Source organism: Arcicella sp. LKC2W (genome assembly GCF_034931005.1).
Taxonomy (GTDB): Bacteria; Bacteroidota; Bacteroidia; order Cytophagales; family Spirosomataceae; genus Arcicella.
Genome location: NZ_JAYGIN010000012.1, coordinates 116,538 through 133,113, shown reverse-complemented (window position 1 = coordinate 133,113; position 16,576 = coordinate 116,538). Strand labels below are relative to the sequence as shown.

Below are 16,576 nucleotides of genomic sequence, written 5' to 3'. Positions count from 1 at the left end.
TTGTGTTGTTTATTCCTCATCAGGTAAACCCTTATATTTTGAAGCCTCAAATATTTTTTGAGCGTCAGATTGTTTCATCAATTCTTGAATGGTCAAATTTTCATTTTCATCAAAATACTTTCCCACAATTCGCCAACCTAACCATCTTCCAATACTTCCAGGACAGTCTTTGCCAATTTCTGGGGTTAATGGTCGTTCTCCAACATATTTGGCTTTTATGGGGTCTTGCGTATTATAAAGTAATTGACTATCAATGAAATGAGCCCAAATGTTTTTCTGAAACTCGTAACTTCCTGCTAATTGCTCGCCAGAATAACCGATGAATAAGGTATCTGCTTTTTTGGGCAACATGGTATGGGCAAAGACGTAACTTTTTCCGTACCAAATCATGTCAGACAATAAGGATTTATCTTTCGGATTTGTAAGATTATACTTCTGTGATAATAAAAGTATGCTAAGGGGAGCAATGGATTCGGGTGTGGCTTTTCGGAGTTGATAATCATAAATATCGGGGATGAATTTCCCCTTTTTGCCCATAAAATAATCCAAACCAATATAAATAGCTGTATCCGAAATGATTAGTTCACGGTTGGGCAAAACGCCTTGACCGAAGAAACCCGAAAAAATGGTATAGATTTTGGGTTCTTTAAAATCAGGATAGTAGTATTTGAGATGTTGGAAAGCAGTACGAAAGTCATTTTCCAAATTTTGATTTCCAAAAAATCCTGCTTCTTGCGACTGATTGTAAAAATCTCGCAAACCTTGATTTTGGACTAAAGGTAAAAGTTGGTCAGCCAATTTATCAAAACCTTCAGGAGTAACTTGAAAGTAATTGGTAAAAAAAGTAGGTTGTTTTTTGAAGAGTGATAATAATTCATCCTTGCTTTTACACACAAATAAATCTTTGTCAAGTCGTTGAATATTTACCGTAACTTTTACGTTATTAACATCGGGGTCGGAACTGCTTTGATTGTCTTGTGTTTGGGTACACGCACATACAAGGCACGTGAAGAGTAAAAAGAGCGTATATTTCATCGTTGTATTGTGCCTTATCCAGACTGTAAGGCAATATTTTATAAGAGTTAATTTTATCGTTAAATTTCAATAAGTACATGGCAAGTGCCAACCTTACTTTCGCAAAATTATGAAGAATAACGTATTCCTAAGTCTTTTTATTCTCCTGATAGGATTCGAGGGCTTTTCACAACGGTATAATGCCGATGCTAATTATGGAGGGAATTATGGAGGAGGTTTTTTCAGTAGATTTTATAAACTGAAAATGGGTTTTAGATTTTCTCCAGGCATTATGATTAATTATGTTGAGGCTTCTAAAAACTTTAAGGGATTTGAGTCAAATGGAGCAAATGTGCGACTGAGTTTAGGACCAATTGCGGATTTTTATATCACCGATAAATACGCTTTTAGCACGGGACTTTGGTACACCGTCAAAAGCGTGAATTATTCTATGCACGGGACTTTTTACGATAATGAACTCTTTAAAACAACGCCATTGACTGCCGATGAAATCAGGGGAACGGAAGCCAATTTTAATTTACAATATTTGCAATTGCCTTTGACGATGAAGATTTTTAGCGATAATATCTTGGACGACACTCCCGTTTATTTGCAATTTGGGGGAACGGTTGATATAAAAATTGCTGAAAAAGCGTTAGACAAAACTCGTAATGCTTTGTTTCAATATCAAGAGCGTTTGGCAAGTTCGCAAAGCATATTCAGTTTTGGCGATGTCGGATTATTATTAGGAATTGGAGGTGAAAAGTCAATCAGTAGAGGAGGAGACGCTTTTTTCTTCGGACTTCAATATCAAAGAGGATTTGTAGAAATTAATAGAAGCCGTACTTTTGGCGATTTAATCACGAAAAATGGGGCGTTTTATTTAGATTTTGGGGTGAAGTTTTAATGAAAAATAGACCACAGATTTTACGGATTATACAGATTTACACGGATAAGGTTTAAAATCGGTATAGTTTAGTTTGGGAAATATAGAAAATTTGTCGCAAACGAAAATAGACCACAGATTTTACGGATTTTACAGATTTACACGGATGGGATTTAAAATCGGTATAGTTTAGTTTGGGAAATATAGAAAATTTGTCGCAAACGAAAATAGACCACAGATTTTACGGATTTTACAGATTCACACGGATGGGATTTAAAATCGGTATAGTTTAGGAAATATAGAAAATTTGTCGCAAACGAAAATAGACCACAGATTTTACGGATTTTACAGATTCACACGGATGGGATTTAAAATCGGTATAGTTTAGGAAATATAGAAAATTTGTCGCAAACGAAAATAGACCACAGATTTTACGGATTTTACAGATTCACACGGATGAGATTTAAAATCGGTATAGTTTAGGACATATAGAAAATTTGTCGCAAACGAAAATAGACCACAAATTTTACGGATTTTACAGATTCACACGGATGAGATTTAAAATCGGTATAGTTTAGTTTGGGAAATATAGAGAATTTGTCGCAAACGAAAATAGACCACAGATTTTACGGATTTTACAGATTCACACGGATTAAAATTAAAAAATCTGAGTAAATCTGTAAAATCCGTACTATCTGTGGTCTATTTTATTTTAAGAAATCTTTACTTAAACTCAATCACTTCGGGCATTAGCATCATTACGCCTTCACGTGCTTTTAAGTCTTTCAATTGCTTTACGTAAGGAGCCAAATCTCCGAATTGTGCTTGTAAGATTTTAGCTTCAGCTTCGTCTCCTTTCTTGTCAAAAAGCTCTTCAAAGAAGTTTTTAGGTTGTGGATAAAATCTTGTTTTGAAGTCGCCGTCTTTCAATTTTGCTTTCTTGGCTGCAATTTTCACGGCATCTTCCAAACCTCCTAATTCATCAACTAAGCCATTTTGTTTTGCTTCAATACCAGACCAAACTCGTCCGCCCGCAAGCGATTTCAATTTGTCGATACTCATTTTACGTCCTTTTGCTGCTTTTGAAGTAAAGGTTTCGTAACCGTTTTCAATGCTTTTCTGAAACCATGCTTTTTCAAATTCATCCATTTCACGAGTAACCGTTGGGAAGTCTGAGTGAGCGTTGGTATTCACACGGTCATTGGTGATGCCTAATTTATTTTTCAAGAAATTTTCAAAGTTGAAAAACTGAGCAAAAATCCCGATTGAACCCGTAATTGTTGTGGGTTGAGCCACAATTTCATCGGCAGCCATTGCCATATAATATCCACCCGAAGCAGCATAGTCGCCCATTGAAGCAATCACAGGTTTTACTTTTTTAGCTAATTCAACTTCTCTCCACATCACATCAGATGCTAAAGCTGAACCACCTGGACTGTCAATTCTCAATACAATCGCTTTTACTTTTTTATCGTCACGAGCTTTACGAAGTTCAGCCACCCAGTCGTCAGAACCAATATTTCCTTTGTCGGCTTTTGCACCAACAATGGCACCTTCGCCCACAATTACCGCAATTTTATTATCAGAATCATTGTAAGAAATAGCCGATTCTGCTTTCAAAAACTTACTTAAACCCACAAATTCAATTTTATCATCTTCGTCAACTTTTACTTCTTTCTTCAATGCAGTTTCAAATTCGTCGTAATAACCTACGTTACTAACCAATTTAGAAGATAAAGCACCTTGTGGTTTATAAGCTGTTAATTCGTTGGCAACTTTCTTTAAATCAGACACTTGTATATTTCTTGATTGAGCGATTTGTGCAAAAATATGGTCGTTTAAAGAATTCAAAAGTGAAGTATATTGTGCTTTGTTAGCATCACTCATATTTTCACGTAAATATGGCTCAACGGCTGATTTGTACTCGCCCACACGGAAAATAACGGGTTTAATATCTAATTTATCCAAAGCTCCTTTAAAGAAACTTACTTCTGCACTGATACCGTTAAAATCCATTCCACCCGATGGATTCAAGTAGATTTTATCCGCAACAGAGGTTACGTAATATCCTTTTTCAGAGAACATTTCTCCGTAACTATAAATGAATTTTCCTGATTTTTTGAATTCGATAAGAGCGTTACGAATTTCTTCTAAAGTTGAATAACCTGCTTGTGGATAATTAGCTTGAAGATAAATTCCTTTGATATGACTATCAGCAGCAGCACGTTTCAAACCATCTCTGAGTTGAACCAAGCCCATATCTTCTGCATTATCGGCAAAAGGTCCACCTAAACTTTTGAAGGGATTTTCATCGTCAGAAGCATTTTCTACGATTGGACGATTGAGGTCTAATTTTAAAACAGATTTATCTTTCAAAGAAGTAGCGTCACTCGAAGAGCCTACTGCTGCTCCAATGCCTGCAAGAATGATAAATCCGACAATAGTAAATAGGAATAATCCTACAATGGTTGCAAATACGTATTTCAGAAATTGTAACATATTATTTTTAAGTTTTGGTTGTACAAATTAAAGTGAATATCGCTATGATTTTACCCACTCATTACTCGTATCTATAACTCAAAAATAAATTATTCAGTTTTGAAAATTGTTTTTATGTGTTCAAAGGGATATTGAATGGATAGGAGGTTTTTATGGCTTAAACTTCTCGTAAACTTCTTTGTCAGTATTGACATCACGCCCCCAAAGCTCAATATAAATTACTGAAGGCATCATGCCACTTTCATCTACTTTTACGAAGACTTTTTCTAAAATTTGCATTTTTCCATTGATAGGAAATAAAGCAATTGGCTCACCTTTACTGTTTTGTTTTACAACAAATCTACGTTTACGATAAGCGAAAAAATACCCATCATAACTATTTGTTTCTCCTGCCATTGGTTTGGTATGTAAACCATAAGCCAATGAGCGTTGAATACCTGTTAGTTCTTGTTTTTTCCCACCTTCTGTATAACGAACCCAATAGGTATGGACAGGATTTTTTGGGTCTAATTTTTTGTCAGAACCTAAGTTTGCATCATAAAGAATGGTATTAATATTAGAACTACGCTGAATATAAAATAATTGATTGGGAGTTTTGGCAGGAATCGGGAATTGCTCAGCAGAACTGGGAGTGGTATTTCTGTTTTTTTGTGCTAAAGTATTGAATGACAATAAAATAGATAAAATAATGATAGTTTTGAAAAATCGCATTTTAATAGAGTCTTTTCTCCTTATGAGTTTTGTATTTTACAAAGTTACGGAACGTTAATTAGTTATTTTAAAATTCAGGCTATAATCATTTTAGAATCAACGTTTGTTTGTTGCTTAATATTTGAATTTTCATATAATCTTTCCTGTCTAAGAAAAGATGACTTACACAGGAAAGACTATACGAAGCTATAATTTGGGATGTTTTAAATGAAAATCGGTAGCGTCTTGATAGATTTTGGCTACTTGTAATAATTTCCCTTCGCCAAATAATTTACCCATAAAAGTGATACTTGTCGGACGACCTTCTGGGCGAAATCCATTTGGTAAAACCACACAAGGATGTCCTGTTAAATTTGTCATCGTCAAGTTTTTACTGGCAAATGCAGGTGACAAATAGACATCTATTTTTCCCAATTTTTTATGAAAATCTTGAATCAATAACGAACGGTGACGATTGGCTTGTATATATTCAACCGCAGGCACAAAACGGGCTGCTCTGAAAGCATTTGGCCAAGCGTTTTTAATTTGACGAACCATCAAGTCATCTTTTCCTGAGCGAGTTAAATCATCAAAGGCGGCTGCTCCTTCAACGGTTAAAAGAAAACTGATGTCATTAGAAGGTAAACTTGGTAATTCCATCGGGATTAATTCTGCTCCCAATTTTTTCATCATTACTAATGTCAAAGAATCCTGTTTTTTGTTTGGATATTTTCCTTCAAAATCATTCTTTAAATAACCAATTTTGATGCCTTTCAAGTCTTTTTTCGTACCGTCAAATTGAAAAGGAGCGTCCATTACGGTTAAATCTTTTCCGTCTTTTCCGTAAATATTATTGAAAACGATAGCACAATCTTCAACTGTTCTACAAATGGGACCTAATTTGTCCATCGACCAACTCAATGCCATTGCACCCGTGCGAGGAACACGCCCGAAAGTGGGACGCAAGCCTGTATCGCCACATTCAGACGAAGGCGAAACAATAGAACCCAACGTTTCAGAACCAATGGCAAAAGGTAAAAGTCCTGCCGAAACTGCCGATGCCGAACCCGCCGAAGAACCCGAAGAGCCACGTTTTAAATTCCAAGGGTTTTTGGTCATTCCGCCAAACCAAACATCGCCCCAAGCTAATTCTCCCAAAGTAAGTTTTGCACACAAAACTGCTCCTGCCTTTTCTAATCTTTCCACCACAACGGCATCATAATCAAGAACTTGACTTTTGTAAGGCACTGAACCCCAAGTAGTTTTGTAGCCTTTTTTTGCCAACAAATCTTTTGCTCCGTAAGGAATTCCGTGTAATAAACCACGATATTTTCCTGAGGCAATTTCTGCATCGGCTTTAGTGGCTTGAATGAGTGCTAAGTCTTCTGTTAGCGTTATGACACATTGTAGTTGTGTGTCATATTTTTTGAGTCTTTCCAAAAAGAACTTGGTTAACTCGACTGATGATATTTTTTTAGTGCGAATCAGCTCCGCCAATTGTCGGACACTGTAAAAAGCTAAGTCATTTTTGTCTTTTGGTAAAGAAACGCTCGTTAAAACCGAAGCTTTAAAATTTGAATTACCCTTTTCAAATTCAAAACCTACGGGAAGTGGATTGAAAAGTAGGGCAGGAGCAACTTCGTTTTTGAGTTCTACTTTGCGAATATCCTCAAAATTTTTGCGAGTATCCGTTAATTCTACAAGCATCGAATCCGCCTCGGCAGGCGTGAATTCTAAACCCATAATTTTTTCGGCATTTTTAATAATTTCTACGGTAAGGTTTTGATTTTCAATGCTTTTTGTAATGAATGCACCCATTGCCATACTGACCAAACAAAGAGTAGGAAGAAGTAAATGTTTTTTCATGTGTTTGTTGAGTTTTGATGTTTTTGTAATATTACACCATAATCGAAGGCATTGTTTAGTATCTTTGAAAAAAAATAATAAATCAAAATCCTCAATATTATGTACGAAATTTTTCAACTTATTCACAAGGCACTTTTCTTTATTGTGATGATATTAGGTTTGGCTGTTTTGGTGAAAGCCGCAATGGGTCTTAGTTCAAAATCAGCATTTACAGAAACTGACCGCAAATTGGGTCTTTTCTTCTTGATTTCGAACCATACACAATTATTGATTGGCTTGGTTTTATATTTATTTTTAAGCCCTTTTGGATTAAAAGCATTTACAGAACTTGGTTCGGGAGTCATGAAAATTGCGGAATATCGTAAAATTGCGGTTGAACATATTTTAACGAATATCATTGCCATCGCTTTAATTACAGTCGGTTATTCTACAAATAAGAGAGCCATTGATTCAGCGGTAAGACACAAAAATGCTTTGATTTTCTTCGGTTTAGGACTTGTACTTTTATTGAGTCGTATTCCTTGGGATAAATTATTCTAAACGGTGAATGGTGAACGGTAAAAGGTAAATGGATTTGACGGTAATTTTTCCGTGTCTCTGTTTTGAAAACTACCGTTCGCCGTGTACCGTTCAACCTTTTACCGAAAAGCCATGAGCGAAGTAAAAACCATACTCAAAGACTACAAACTCCGTCAAACAGATTGTCGGGAGGAAATCTTACAAGTATTCATGAGCAAGCCTCATGCACTCGCTCATGCGGATGTGGAAGGACAATTAACTGAACAGTTTGACCGAGTAACCGTTTATCGAACCCTAAAAACGTTTTTAGATAAAGGGATTATTCATAAAGTTTTAGATGATGAAGGTGGCGTGAAATATGCGATTTGTAAAGCAAATTGTCATACCGAAGACCATAAACATCATCATGACCACGTACATTTTAAATGTATAACTTGCGGGCTAACGACCTGTTTAGACCACGTAACCATTCCAAGTATTATCCTACCAGAAGGTTATCAGCGTGTTGAAACCAATCTTTTAGTACAGGGCGTTTGTAAGAGTTGTAACTAACAATAAATGTGAAATCAGATGGAAACGATACAAAAAAGTACCTCAATAAACGCTGATAATTTCATTAAAAAATGGAAAGAACGCAAAAAACAAAATGAACAAGAGAGTAAAGAATTTGCCCTAACACCAGAATTTCAAGAATTAAAAAATAGACTTCGGGAAAAAAATGCAAAAAGAGGAATTGTCATACCAAGGATATGAATTTGAATTTAGAGGAGGGAGAAGTAATAGCTATTTTTTTGAAACTGATAAAGAAATTTTTTACGAAGTAAGATTTACCCCAACAGATTATTTGTTTAACGAAGTATTGTTTAAATGAAAATACTTACGAGTTTTCAATTATCGTTGCAGACAACCCTACAAGTAAAAACCCAATATTTGACGCAAGAACCTCTTATACAATTGCTGGAATTTTTAGAGATTTTTATGAGCAAAGCGATGAATATTTAACGATTTATATTTGTGATTCTTCTGACGAAAGGCAACTTGTTCGACATAGAAAATTTAGACAATGGTTTTTGTATTTTACTAATGATGATTTCCTGAAAATGGATGCCATTATTGAAGATGAAAATCATCAATTGTTTCCTGTCTCAATTATCTTCAAGGAAAAAAATCCTTATAAGGTAGAAATTTCTACCGCTTTCTTAAAACTGATAGAAAGCTATAACAGAGGGAAATAGCTTTTATAAAATTCCTTCAAAATCAAATGATACAAATTATTCCAGCCATTGACCTTATTGATGGCAAATGTGTTCGTCTTACACAAGGCGATTATTCTCAAAAAACAATTTATAACGAAGACCCATTAGAGGTTGCGAAGTCTTTTGAAGATGCAGGTATCACTCGCCTACATTTAGTGGATTTGGACGGAGCGAAACAAAAGAAAATTGTTAATCATAAAGTGCTTGAAAGAATTGCTACTTATACCAAACTTCATATTGATTTTGGGGGCGGCGTACAATCAGATGAAATGATTGAAATTGCGTTTAATTCTGGAGCAAAACAAGTGACAGGTGGAAGTGTTGCCGTAAAAAATCCAACATTATTTGAAGGTTGGTTGAAAAGTTACGGAGGTGAAAAAATCATTTTAGGGGCAGATGCTCGTAATGAAAAAATTGCTATTTCGGGTTGGGAAGAAGCTACTACGACATCAATTTATGATTTCGTGGGTGAATATATAGAAAAAGGAGCAAAATATGCCATCTCAACGGACGTTGCCAAAGATGGTTTATTGCAAGGCCCAAGTTTTGATTTGTACCAAAATTTACAAGACCAATTTCCTGATTTACAAATTATTGCCAGTGGTGGCGTCGCTGTTTTTGATGATATTGTGAAGTTGAACGACATGAATGTTTTCGGGGTAATCGTCGGGAAAGCCATTTATGAAGGAAGAGTTACGTTGAAACAATTGGCAGAGTTCATGTAATACGGGATTTTTTCCCGTAAAAATCAATTTTGTACCCAAACACGGGAAGGATTCCCGTGCTACATAAATGCTTACAAAAAGAATAATTCCCTGCCTTGACATAAAAGATGGCAGAACAGTAAAAGGAACAAATTTTATTAATCTTCGTGATGCTGGCGACCCCGTAGAATTGGGAGCGATTTATGCAGAACAAGGAGCTGATGAGTTAGTGTTTTTGGACATCACCGCAACGGTAGATAACCGAAAAACATTGATTGACTTAGTCAGAAATGTAGCCCGAAACGTAAATATACCCTTTACCGTTGGCGGTGGTATTTCATCAATTGAAGACGTTTCAGCTTTATTAAATGCAGGTGCAGATAAAGTTTCTATTAATTCATCGGCAGTTAGAAGACCAGCATTAATTGATGAATTGGCTCTAAATTTTGGCTCGCAGTGTATCATTGTAGCCATTGATACTCGTTTTGTTGAAGACGAACACATTGTACATACACACGGCGGACGTAAGCCAACCGAATTACGGACTATTGCATGGGCAAAAGAAGTAGAAGATAGAGGAGCAGGAGAAATTCTTTTGACATCAATGGATACCGACGGTACAAAAGCAGGTTTTGCCAATGAGCTAACTTCTATTATTTCAGCTAATTCATCCATTCCAATTATCGCTTCGGGCGGTGCAGGAACGATGGAACACTTTTATGATGTTTTTACAGAAGGAAAAGCCGATGCAGGACTTGCTGCCAGTATTTTTCACTTCAAGGAAATAGATATTATTGATTTAAAGACTTATTTGAAGGAGAAAGGCGTTGCGATAAGATTATAATTTAAGGAAGTAATCACAAAACCTTTAAGGGTTTTAATTAATATGAACATAGATTTCAATAAACAAGGTGGGTTAATTCCTGCCATCATTCAAGATGCCAAAACAGACAAAGTGCTGATGCTTGGGTACATGAACCAAGAGGCTTTTGAAAAAACTCAGAAAGACGGAATCGTTACGTTTTTTAGTCGTTCAAAACAACGTCTTTGGACGAAAGGTGAAACGTCAAATAATTTTCTTCGTGTGGTAGAAATTACCAATGATTGCGATGAAGATACGCTTTTAATCAAAGTTAATCCTGATGGACCAACGTGCCATACAGGTGCGGATACTTGTTGGAATGAGAAAAATAATCCTGGACAAGCTGGATGGTTAAATCATTTGAAAGCCGTAATTCGTGATAGAAAGAATAACCCTTCGGAAAAATCATATACTGCGAGTCTTTTTGAGAAAGGAACTAATAAAATCGCCCAAAAAGTAGGAGAAGAAGCCGTTGAATTAGTAATTGAAGCAATGGATTCAAACGATGATTTATTCAAAGGAGAAGCCGCCGATTTATTGTTTCATTACTTAGTTTTACTCGAACAAAGAGGTATTGATTTTGATGAAATTATAGAGGAACTTCGTAAAAGACACAAATAAAACCTTCAAATAGTTATGGTAAATTTTATTATCAAGTATTTAATTATTGCCGCAGTAATAATGTTTGGTACGAAATACATTGTTGGCATTAAAATTGATAGCTTCCAAACTTCAATTTTGGTGGCTTTAGCCATGGGTTTCGCTAATACATTTGTCAAGCCAATTTTAAAATTTATCAGTTTCCCTATTACTATTCTTACGCTTGGACTTTTTTTGCTGGTAATTAACGTAATTGTCGTGTATGTGGTTGCTCATTTTGTTCAAGGCTTTACTGTTCAGGGCTTTATCCCTCCATTAATCTTTAGTTTTGGACTATCTTTTCTTTCAACTGTATTAGGATGGTTTTTAGATAAAGATTGATTTCTTGAAAAAGTTCAAGTAAAAACTTTAAATTCTCAATAAAAAGCGTGTTTAAAACGGTATAAACCTATTTTAAACACGCTTTTTATTTACACGAACACGGAATATTTCTATTTTTTATTTTCAATAAAGCCCTTTCTCCTGTTTTGAATTAAATAATAAATTTAGATGAAATGGCTTAACTCATTGTTTTTCAATAATATAGATAAAAAATATTTTTCGATAAATGTTTGCATATATGATTTCAAATTTTATATCTTTGTACACCAAACAAAAAGTTGGCATACTTTTTGAAAATCCTTACTTTGTGAAGTTATTCCTATTAAGCCATGATTTGGTATAAGAAAAATTTTCACGTTAAGATTGCTTGACCGTAACCGCCATGAAAGTCGAGAATCCAAGTTTGTTTAAAGTTATAATATTCAATCTTGTTTTCGTTCCAAGTAGTTACGTTTCTCAATGCTTAATTGTGGAAATTTTTAAACTTATAAGAGTCATGAAAAACTTTACCTTAATGATGCTACTTTTTGTAGTATTCTCTGGCAAATCACAAAAGAGTGTATTGGTGCCAACCACTTTTTCTGATAAAGATAAAGCATTAATTGCAAGTGTATTAGATGGGGATAGTGAATTGAGTCTTCTGGTAGATAAAGATAAAGCCAGAGCAAGTCGTTTTAAAAATATGACTGTTGATAGAGATTCAACGTATTATGATGTAGAATTGCCAGCGTCTTTTCCTGATGGACAAGATGGATTGAAAAAATTCATTAGCCAAAATATTGTACGTCCGAAAGGCTCAAAAGGAGAAACTGTTTTAGTTAGATTTATGGTTGAACGTTACGGAGAAATCAGTAAAGTTCATGTTTTAGCCAGTAGCTCTGACCCACAATTAAGTGCCGAAGCCATCAAAGTGGTGAAAAAAATGGGTTCTTGGAATCCTGCAAAAATTCAAGGAATTGAGGTAGCATCGTATTATGTGTTGCCAATCAAATTCTAAGTAGTCGAAAATCCTTACTTTAAATAAATATCAGTAGTCCTCATGTACATTGTACGTGAGGACTTTTTGCTTATTGATGCCTTTTATTTTGGCACGCCTCTTTGAAAGGTCACTTCGGTAGCCATGCCCATCGCAGAGAAACGCAAAACCATAGATTGGGCATCTGATTTTTCTTGTAATGTTTCACAATGCTTTCCTTTTTCCAAAAAATAAACATAATATTCTTGATTTCGGTCAGCTAATTGTTGTACATCTGGTCTGCCCAAATAGTCGTCAATATCGTTGGAACTAACGCCTTTAATTTCTTCTTTTAAAGACTTTAATTTGTCGATATTTTGGGTGCGTTCTCCCAAACAACCACCTTTGTCGGCTTTCCATTTTTCAAGGTCTAATCCCTCTAATTTAGGTTGTTTGGTACAGGCAGTTGCCAAGCATATTATTGGTAATATGTATTTTATTTTCATTAGCTTAATTTTGCTTTTTTAACATTCGCAAAGGTAAGTAAAGCAAAGTAAGCTTTATTGTTTGACCATCTATTTATAAGTAGAATTCGTTGTGAGATGGATTATTTTTTTAGTGTAATGGCAATAACACCGTTGGCACCACGAGCTCCATATAAACTACAACTTGCTGCATCTTTCATGACTGCTACCGACTTGATGTTATTTGCATTGCATAAATAGTAAACAGTAGAAAAGTTACTCATTGCTTGACCGTTGACTAAAAATAATGGTTCTATATTTGATACAAACGAATTAACGCCTCTAATTGTAACGCTTGCACTTGCTCCAGTTCCTGTAATATTTACACCAGCAACTTGTTGAAGATAGTAGTCCATTGTGGCATTTTGCATCGTATTATTTTCTTCTATAACTACGGTAGAACCTGTATTGTTTCTGGAGTTTTGACCTTCCCCATACATTGCTGTACTATTATTTGTATTAGAGCTTGAAGTAACGTTTTGTTTGCTACAACTCAACGTTAATAGTAGTATTGATAAAAAGATACCGTTTTTATATAAGAGTTTCATGATGCTATTTGGTTAAATTGTATAAAAATAATATAAGTAAAGATAAGATTTTTTATATATTTTAATCCAAATTTTACAATCTTTTTAGAGTTTGCTTAACCGTTCGCCTGCACGTTCTAAGGTTTCATCATCTTTGGCAAAGCAGAACCGTAAAATTTTATAGTCATTTTTCTGATTATAAAATACTGAAACAGGAATACTTGCTACACCAATTTCACGGGTTAATCTGATGGCTAAATCATAATCACCTTCATCTGTAATATTTTGATAATTAACACATTGGAAAAAACTGCCGTGTGCGGGCGTGTACGTAAAACGTGAAGATTTAATACATTCTAAAAACTTATCTCGTTTCTCCTGATAGAACTTTGGAATGGATAAATAATTATCGGGTTCTTGCAGAAAATCAGCCAAAGCGTATTGAATAGGCGTGACTGTGCTAAATGTTAGCCATTGATGGACTTTCCTAAATTCTTCGGTAAGAGCTTTTGGAGCGAGACAATACCCGATTTTCCAACCTGTTATATGAAAGGTTTTTCCGAATGAACCGCAGATAAAACTACGTTCCTGTAAAATAGGATTTCGAAGCAAAGACCAATGTTCTCTTTCGTCAAAAATAATGTGTTCGTAAACCTCATCGCCAATCAAAAAAATGTTGCTATCTTTCACAATATCAGATAATTGTGTTAAATCTTCTTCGTTCAAAACCGTTCCCGTTGGATTATGTGGCGTGTTTAAAATTATTAGTTTTGTCCGTTCCGTAATTTTAGATTTTACAATGTTCCAATCAATTTTATAGCCATTTTCGGGCGTGAGAGTCACATATACGGGTGTGCCTCCATTGAGCGTAATGGCAGGAGCATAAGAATCGTAACAAGGTTCGAGCAGAATAACTTCATCGCCCTGATGCACAACGGCTACAATAGCAGCGTAAAGAGCTTCCGTTGCTCCCGAAACGACGGTAATTTCCGTATCAGGATGATAATTTACTTGATAAGCATCACTAATTTTCTGAGCAATTACCTCACGCAAGGGCTGAATACCCGCCATCGGGGCGTATTGATTCATACCTTTTTTGAGATAATGCGTAACTAAATCGGTCAATTTTGGAGAACAATCAAAATTAGGAAAACCCTGAGATAGGTTTAATGCACCGCAATCTGCGGCTAATTTTGACATGACGGTAAAAATAGTGGTTCCTGTGTTGGGTTGTTTTGAGGTGATGTTCATTCGTAATTTTTATCTGTTAAAACCATTCAAGGCAGCCATGTTCAATAATGCCTTTCACCACAAAATTATCATCAAAAATGACCATATTTGCTTGATAGTCAGGTTTTATTTTTCCGAGATAATGGTCTGCTTTTAGCACTTGAGCAGGATAAGTAGATGCCATTCGTAGAGATTCTTCAAGGGAAATACCAACCTGTTCCACACAATTTTTAACACCCTGCATCATGCTCAAAGCTGAACCAGAAAGAACGCCTTTGATATCAGTATAATGTGTTCCTGCATGAATAAATTTATAATCACCCGAAACATCATTGGTTACGGCATCAGTGATGATGAATAGTCGTTTACCCATTACTTTTTTTGAAATCCTAAGGCTATTAAAATCCACATGAATTCCATCGGGAATAATACTTGACCAAACGTCAGAATCGTAAGTTGCTCCAACCAAACCTGCTTCACGACTTTGGAATTGTGACATAGCATTAAACAAATGTGTAACTCGTTTGATGCCTTTCCCAAAAGCACTCATTGCTTGATGATAGGTGGCAGAACTATGACCCGCCGCTACAATAATATTACTATTCAAAAGCATTTGTAATTGCTCATCTGTAAATTCTTCGGGAGCGATAGTCATATAAGTAGGCAAACCATTACAGGCTTCAATAATCGTTTTTAGCTCCTCATCGGTAGGTTTTCGGATAAATTCTGCTACGTGAGCTCCACGCTTTGGAAAACTAAAAAAAGGACCTTCAAGATGTAAGCCAATCAAGCCTTTTCCTCCATTTTTCAGATAATCTTTGGCTACTTGAATAGCTTCTAATATTTTATCTAAAGGGGTTGAAGAAAGAGTTATTTGAAAATAAGAAGTTCCTTGACGACGAATTTCAAGATAGGTTTTCCGAATTGTCTCTTCGCTTGTTTTTGAGTTGTACAAGCTTCCGCCACCCCCATAAATTTGGATGTCTATGAATGAAGGAGCTATGTTAAAGTGTTTTAAATCAATAACTTGTAAGTCTGGATAGATTTCTTCAATGTCTTCTTCTTCAATAAACTTACTAATTCTATCACCTTCTATTAATATGATTTTATCGTGAATAATCTCTTCTGAAGTGAATATTTTTCCATTTTTTAGTGCGTACATAAGATGATTTAATAAGGTTTTAAAGTAAATGTTTTTGTGTTCTGATTCTAACTCTAAGTTAAGGGTTTTGCCTAATAGTTTTCTGCTTTACTACATCAGAATAAAGTTTTGATGTAGTAAAGCAGGAATTATCCTTATCTTTGACGATTGAAATGAACGATTATTTTATTAATTACCATGAATATTTTTGAAAGACAACAAGGACACATGAGAGAAATTTTGAAGGCTGAAATAGAAAGAGGACAAGCTTTTTTGACAGAAAATAAAAAAAGACCAGAAGTTATCGAAACTGAAAGCGGTTTACAATATGAAGTTATTGTAGAAGGAACGGGGGCAAAACCAAGTGGGCCAAGAGCAAAAGTGCTTACACATTATCACGGAACGACTATCGACGGAGTTGTTTTTGATAGTAGTGTTTTGCGTAACGAACCAATAAGTTTTGGCTTAAATCAAGTAATTACGGGCTGGACAGAAGGTTTGCAATTAATGCCAACTGGTAGTAAATATAAATTGTATCTTCCTCATCATTTGGCTTATGGCGAGCGTGGTGCAGGTGCTGATATTCCTGGAGGAGCAACTTTGATTTTCGAAGTTGAATTATTGAAAACGAATTAATACAGGTGTTAGAATTAAACCCAATGTTGTTTAGTTAAGAGAATTTATGAAACTTCCCGAAAGTTCTAAAACTTTCGGGAAGTTAATCAAAGGCTTTAAAAATGAATAAAATCATTTTTAAAGCCTTTTTTATAGTCAATGTCTTAATTTCTACCTTTATATGCAGGCTTCTCTATGCTTGTACTTCCGTAAGCAGGACAATTGTTTTTTCTTGCACATGATGCCAATGAAAGCACTGCTAATAATCCAAAAATGATGGTCGATTTTTTCATGATTCAGTATTAGT

General features: G+C 35.2%; 20 protein-coding genes. 11 read left to right on the top strand and 9 right to left on the bottom strand.

Translation table 11 applies throughout. The annotated features are described in order from the left end of the window. Positions 1 to 9: 9 nt before the first annotated feature. Positions 10 to 1,035: a gliding motility protein gene (locus tag VB796_RS11430; RefSeq protein WP_323346676.1), complete on the bottom strand. Its 1,026-nt coding sequence runs from the start codon at positions 1,033 to 1,035 to the stop codon at positions 10 to 12. A gap of 109 nt (positions 1,036 to 1,144) precedes the next feature. On the opposite strand from VB796_RS11430, the gene VB796_RS11425 reads away from it, so the two are divergent. After that, positions 1,145 to 1,921: a hypothetical protein gene (locus tag VB796_RS11425; protein ID WP_323346675.1), complete on the top strand. Its 777-nt coding sequence runs from the start codon at positions 1,145 to 1,147 to the stop codon at positions 1,919 to 1,921. A 702-nt stretch (positions 1,922 to 2,623) separates the two neighbouring features. Here VB796_RS11425 and sppA read toward each other — a convergent pair. From sppA to VB796_RS11410, 3 genes are all read right to left on the bottom strand, one after another. Further along, entirely contained in the window at positions 2,624 to 4,399 is a 1,776-nt protein-coding gene (sppA, locus tag VB796_RS11420) for a signal peptide peptidase SppA (protein WP_323346674.1), read from the bottom strand. A 150-nt stretch (positions 4,400 to 4,549) separates the two neighbouring features. Further along, entirely contained in the window at positions 4,550 to 5,110 is a 561-nt protein-coding gene (locus VB796_RS11415) for a DUF4833 domain-containing protein (RefSeq protein WP_323346673.1), read from the bottom strand. Between the two features lie 186 nt (positions 5,111 to 5,296). After that, positions 5,297 to 6,955, bottom strand: a complete 1,659-nt coding sequence (locus VB796_RS11410; RefSeq protein ID WP_323346672.1) for an amidase — start codon at positions 6,953 to 6,955, stop codon at positions 5,297 to 5,299. 99 nt (positions 6,956 to 7,054) lie between these two features. On the opposite strand from VB796_RS11410, the gene VB796_RS11405 reads away from it, so the two are divergent. The 9 genes from VB796_RS11405 (at position 7,055) to VB796_RS11370 (ending at position 12,274) form a co-directional block, all read left to right on the top strand. Next, the gene (locus VB796_RS11405; RefSeq protein ID WP_323346671.1) at positions 7,055 to 7,495 is read left to right on the top strand and encodes a cytochrome B; all 441 of its coding nucleotides are present in this window, start codon (positions 7,055 to 7,057) and stop codon (positions 7,493 to 7,495) included. 111 nt (positions 7,496 to 7,606) lie between these two features. Then, positions 7,607 to 8,026 carry a Fur family transcriptional regulator gene (locus VB796_RS11400; protein ID WP_323346791.1) on the top strand — a complete coding sequence of 140 codons (420 nt, stop codon included), beginning with the start codon at positions 7,607 to 7,609 and terminating at the stop codon, positions 8,024 to 8,026. 18 nt (positions 8,027 to 8,044) lie between these two features. Then, positions 8,045 to 8,227: a hypothetical protein gene (locus VB796_RS11395; protein WP_323346670.1), complete on the top strand. Its 183-nt coding sequence runs from the start codon at positions 8,045 to 8,047 to the stop codon at positions 8,225 to 8,227. An 86-nt stretch (positions 8,228 to 8,313) separates the two neighbouring features. Then, positions 8,314 to 8,709, top strand: a complete 396-nt coding sequence (locus tag VB796_RS23780; RefSeq protein WP_416233524.1) for a DUF6169 family protein — start codon at positions 8,314 to 8,316, stop codon at positions 8,707 to 8,709. A 26-nt stretch (positions 8,710 to 8,735) separates the two neighbouring features. Next, the gene (hisA, locus tag VB796_RS11390; RefSeq protein WP_323346669.1) at positions 8,736 to 9,455 is read left to right on the top strand and encodes a 1-(5-phosphoribosyl)-5-[(5-phosphoribosylamino)methylideneamino]imidazole-4-carboxamide isomerase; all 720 of its coding nucleotides are present in this window, start codon (positions 8,736 to 8,738) and stop codon (positions 9,453 to 9,455) included. Between the two features lie 67 nt (positions 9,456 to 9,522). Beyond that, on the top strand, positions 9,523 to 10,278 hold the full coding sequence (gene hisF, locus VB796_RS11385) for an imidazole glycerol phosphate synthase subunit HisF (protein ID WP_323346668.1): 756 nt from the start codon (positions 9,523 to 9,525) through the stop codon (positions 10,276 to 10,278). Positions 10,279 to 10,320: 42 nt separating this feature from the next. Then, positions 10,321 to 10,917, top strand: coding sequence for a bifunctional phosphoribosyl-AMP cyclohydrolase/phosphoribosyl-ATP diphosphatase HisIE (gene hisIE / locus VB796_RS11380; protein ID WP_323346667.1), 597 nt, complete (start codon positions 10,321 to 10,323; stop codon positions 10,915 to 10,917). 15 nt (positions 10,918 to 10,932) lie between these two features. Further along, positions 10,933 to 11,277 (top strand): phage holin family protein, encoded by a 345-nt coding sequence (locus VB796_RS11375; RefSeq protein ID WP_323346666.1) that lies wholly within the window; start codon positions 10,933 to 10,935, stop codon positions 11,275 to 11,277. Between the two features lie 496 nt (positions 11,278 to 11,773). Then, a complete protein-coding gene (locus tag VB796_RS11370) occupies positions 11,774 to 12,274 on the top strand; it encodes a TonB family protein (protein WP_323346665.1) in 501 nt (166 codons plus the stop codon). 83 nt (positions 12,275 to 12,357) lie between these two features. Here the strand turns inward: VB796_RS11370 and VB796_RS11365 are convergent, their stop codons facing one another. From VB796_RS11365 to nagA, 4 genes are all read right to left on the bottom strand, one after another. Further along, complete coding sequence (locus VB796_RS11365) at positions 12,358 to 12,738, bottom strand: hypothetical protein (protein ID WP_323346664.1); 381 nt, start codon at positions 12,736 to 12,738, stop codon at positions 12,358 to 12,360. Positions 12,739 to 12,839: 101 nt separating this feature from the next. Then, positions 12,840 to 13,304 carry a TonB-dependent receptor plug domain-containing protein gene (locus VB796_RS11360; protein WP_323346663.1) on the bottom strand — a complete coding sequence of 155 codons (465 nt, stop codon included), beginning with the start codon at positions 13,302 to 13,304 and terminating at the stop codon, positions 12,840 to 12,842. 84 nt (positions 13,305 to 13,388) lie between these two features. Further along, positions 13,389 to 14,534, bottom strand: a complete 1,146-nt coding sequence (locus VB796_RS11355; protein ID WP_323346662.1) for a methionine aminotransferase — start codon at positions 14,532 to 14,534, stop codon at positions 13,389 to 13,391. Between the two features lie 16 nt (positions 14,535 to 14,550). Next, entirely contained in the window at positions 14,551 to 15,675 is a 1,125-nt protein-coding gene (gene nagA, locus VB796_RS11350) for an N-acetylglucosamine-6-phosphate deacetylase (protein ID WP_323346661.1), read from the bottom strand. A 177-nt stretch (positions 15,676 to 15,852) separates the two neighbouring features. Between nagA and VB796_RS11345 the strand changes: the two genes are divergently transcribed. Continuing rightward, entirely contained in the window at positions 15,853 to 16,290 is a 438-nt protein-coding gene (locus tag VB796_RS11345) for an FKBP-type peptidyl-prolyl cis-trans isomerase (RefSeq protein ID WP_323346660.1), read from the top strand. A 143-nt stretch (positions 16,291 to 16,433) separates the two neighbouring features. On the opposite strand, the gene VB796_RS11340 is transcribed toward VB796_RS11345, so the two are convergent. Continuing rightward, the gene (locus VB796_RS11340) at positions 16,434 to 16,562 is read right to left on the bottom strand and encodes a hypothetical protein (RefSeq protein WP_262509845.1); all 129 of its coding nucleotides are present in this window, start codon (positions 16,560 to 16,562) and stop codon (positions 16,434 to 16,436) included. Positions 16,563 to 16,576 lie beyond the last annotated feature (14 nt).

Excerpts from the sequence above, each read along its gene's own strand:
- VB796_RS11355 (WP_323346662.1), bottom strand. The coding sequence starts at position 14,534 with ATGAACATCACCTCAAAACAACCCAACACAGGAACCACTATTTTTACC.
- hisA (WP_323346669.1), top strand. The coding sequence starts at position 8,736 with ATGATACAAATTATTCCAGCCATTGACCTTATTGATGGCAAATGTGTT.
- hisIE (WP_323346667.1), top strand. The coding sequence starts at position 10,321 with ATGAACATAGATTTCAATAAACAAGGTGGGTTAATTCCTGCCATCATT.
- VB796_RS11360 (WP_323346663.1), bottom strand. The coding sequence starts at position 13,304 with ATGAAACTCTTATATAAAAACGGTATCTTTTTATCAATACTACTATTA.
- VB796_RS11365 (WP_323346664.1), bottom strand. The coding sequence starts at position 12,738 with ATGAAAATAAAATACATATTACCAATAATATGCTTGGCAACTGCCTGT.
- VB796_RS11425 (WP_323346675.1), top strand. The coding sequence starts at position 1,145 with ATGAAGAATAACGTATTCCTAAGTCTTTTTATTCTCCTGATAGGATTC.
- VB796_RS11340 (WP_262509845.1), bottom strand. The coding sequence starts at position 16,562 with ATGAAAAAATCGACCATCATTTTTGGATTATTAGCAGTGCTTTCATTG.
- VB796_RS11395 (WP_323346670.1), top strand. The coding sequence starts at position 8,045 with ATGGAAACGATACAAAAAAGTACCTCAATAAACGCTGATAATTTCATT.
- VB796_RS11405 (WP_323346671.1), top strand. The coding sequence starts at position 7,055 with ATGTACGAAATTTTTCAACTTATTCACAAGGCACTTTTCTTTATTGTG.
- nagA (WP_323346661.1), bottom strand. The coding sequence starts at position 15,675 with ATGTACGCACTAAAAAATGGAAAAATATTCACTTCAGAAGAGATTATT.
- hisF (WP_323346668.1), top strand. The coding sequence starts at position 9,523 with ATGCTTACAAAAAGAATAATTCCCTGCCTTGACATAAAAGATGGCAGA.
- VB796_RS11345 (WP_323346660.1), top strand. The coding sequence starts at position 15,853 with ATGAATATTTTTGAAAGACAACAAGGACACATGAGAGAAATTTTGAAG.
- VB796_RS11430 (WP_323346676.1), bottom strand. The coding sequence starts at position 1,035 with ATGAAATATACGCTCTTTTTACTCTTCACGTGCCTTGTATGTGCGTGT.
- VB796_RS11410 (WP_323346672.1), bottom strand. The coding sequence starts at position 6,955 with ATGAAAAAACATTTACTTCTTCCTACTCTTTGTTTGGTCAGTATGGCA.
- VB796_RS11415 (WP_323346673.1), bottom strand. The coding sequence starts at position 5,110 with ATGCGATTTTTCAAAACTATCATTATTTTATCTATTTTATTGTCATTC.
- VB796_RS11400 (WP_323346791.1), top strand. The coding sequence starts at position 7,607 with ATGAGCGAAGTAAAAACCATACTCAAAGACTACAAACTCCGTCAAACA.
- sppA (WP_323346674.1), bottom strand. The coding sequence starts at position 4,399 with ATGTTACAATTTCTGAAATACGTATTTGCAACCATTGTAGGATTATTC.
- VB796_RS11375 (WP_323346666.1), top strand. The coding sequence starts at position 10,933 with ATGGTAAATTTTATTATCAAGTATTTAATTATTGCCGCAGTAATAATG.
- VB796_RS11370 (WP_323346665.1), top strand. The coding sequence starts at position 11,774 with ATGAAAAACTTTACCTTAATGATGCTACTTTTTGTAGTATTCTCTGGC.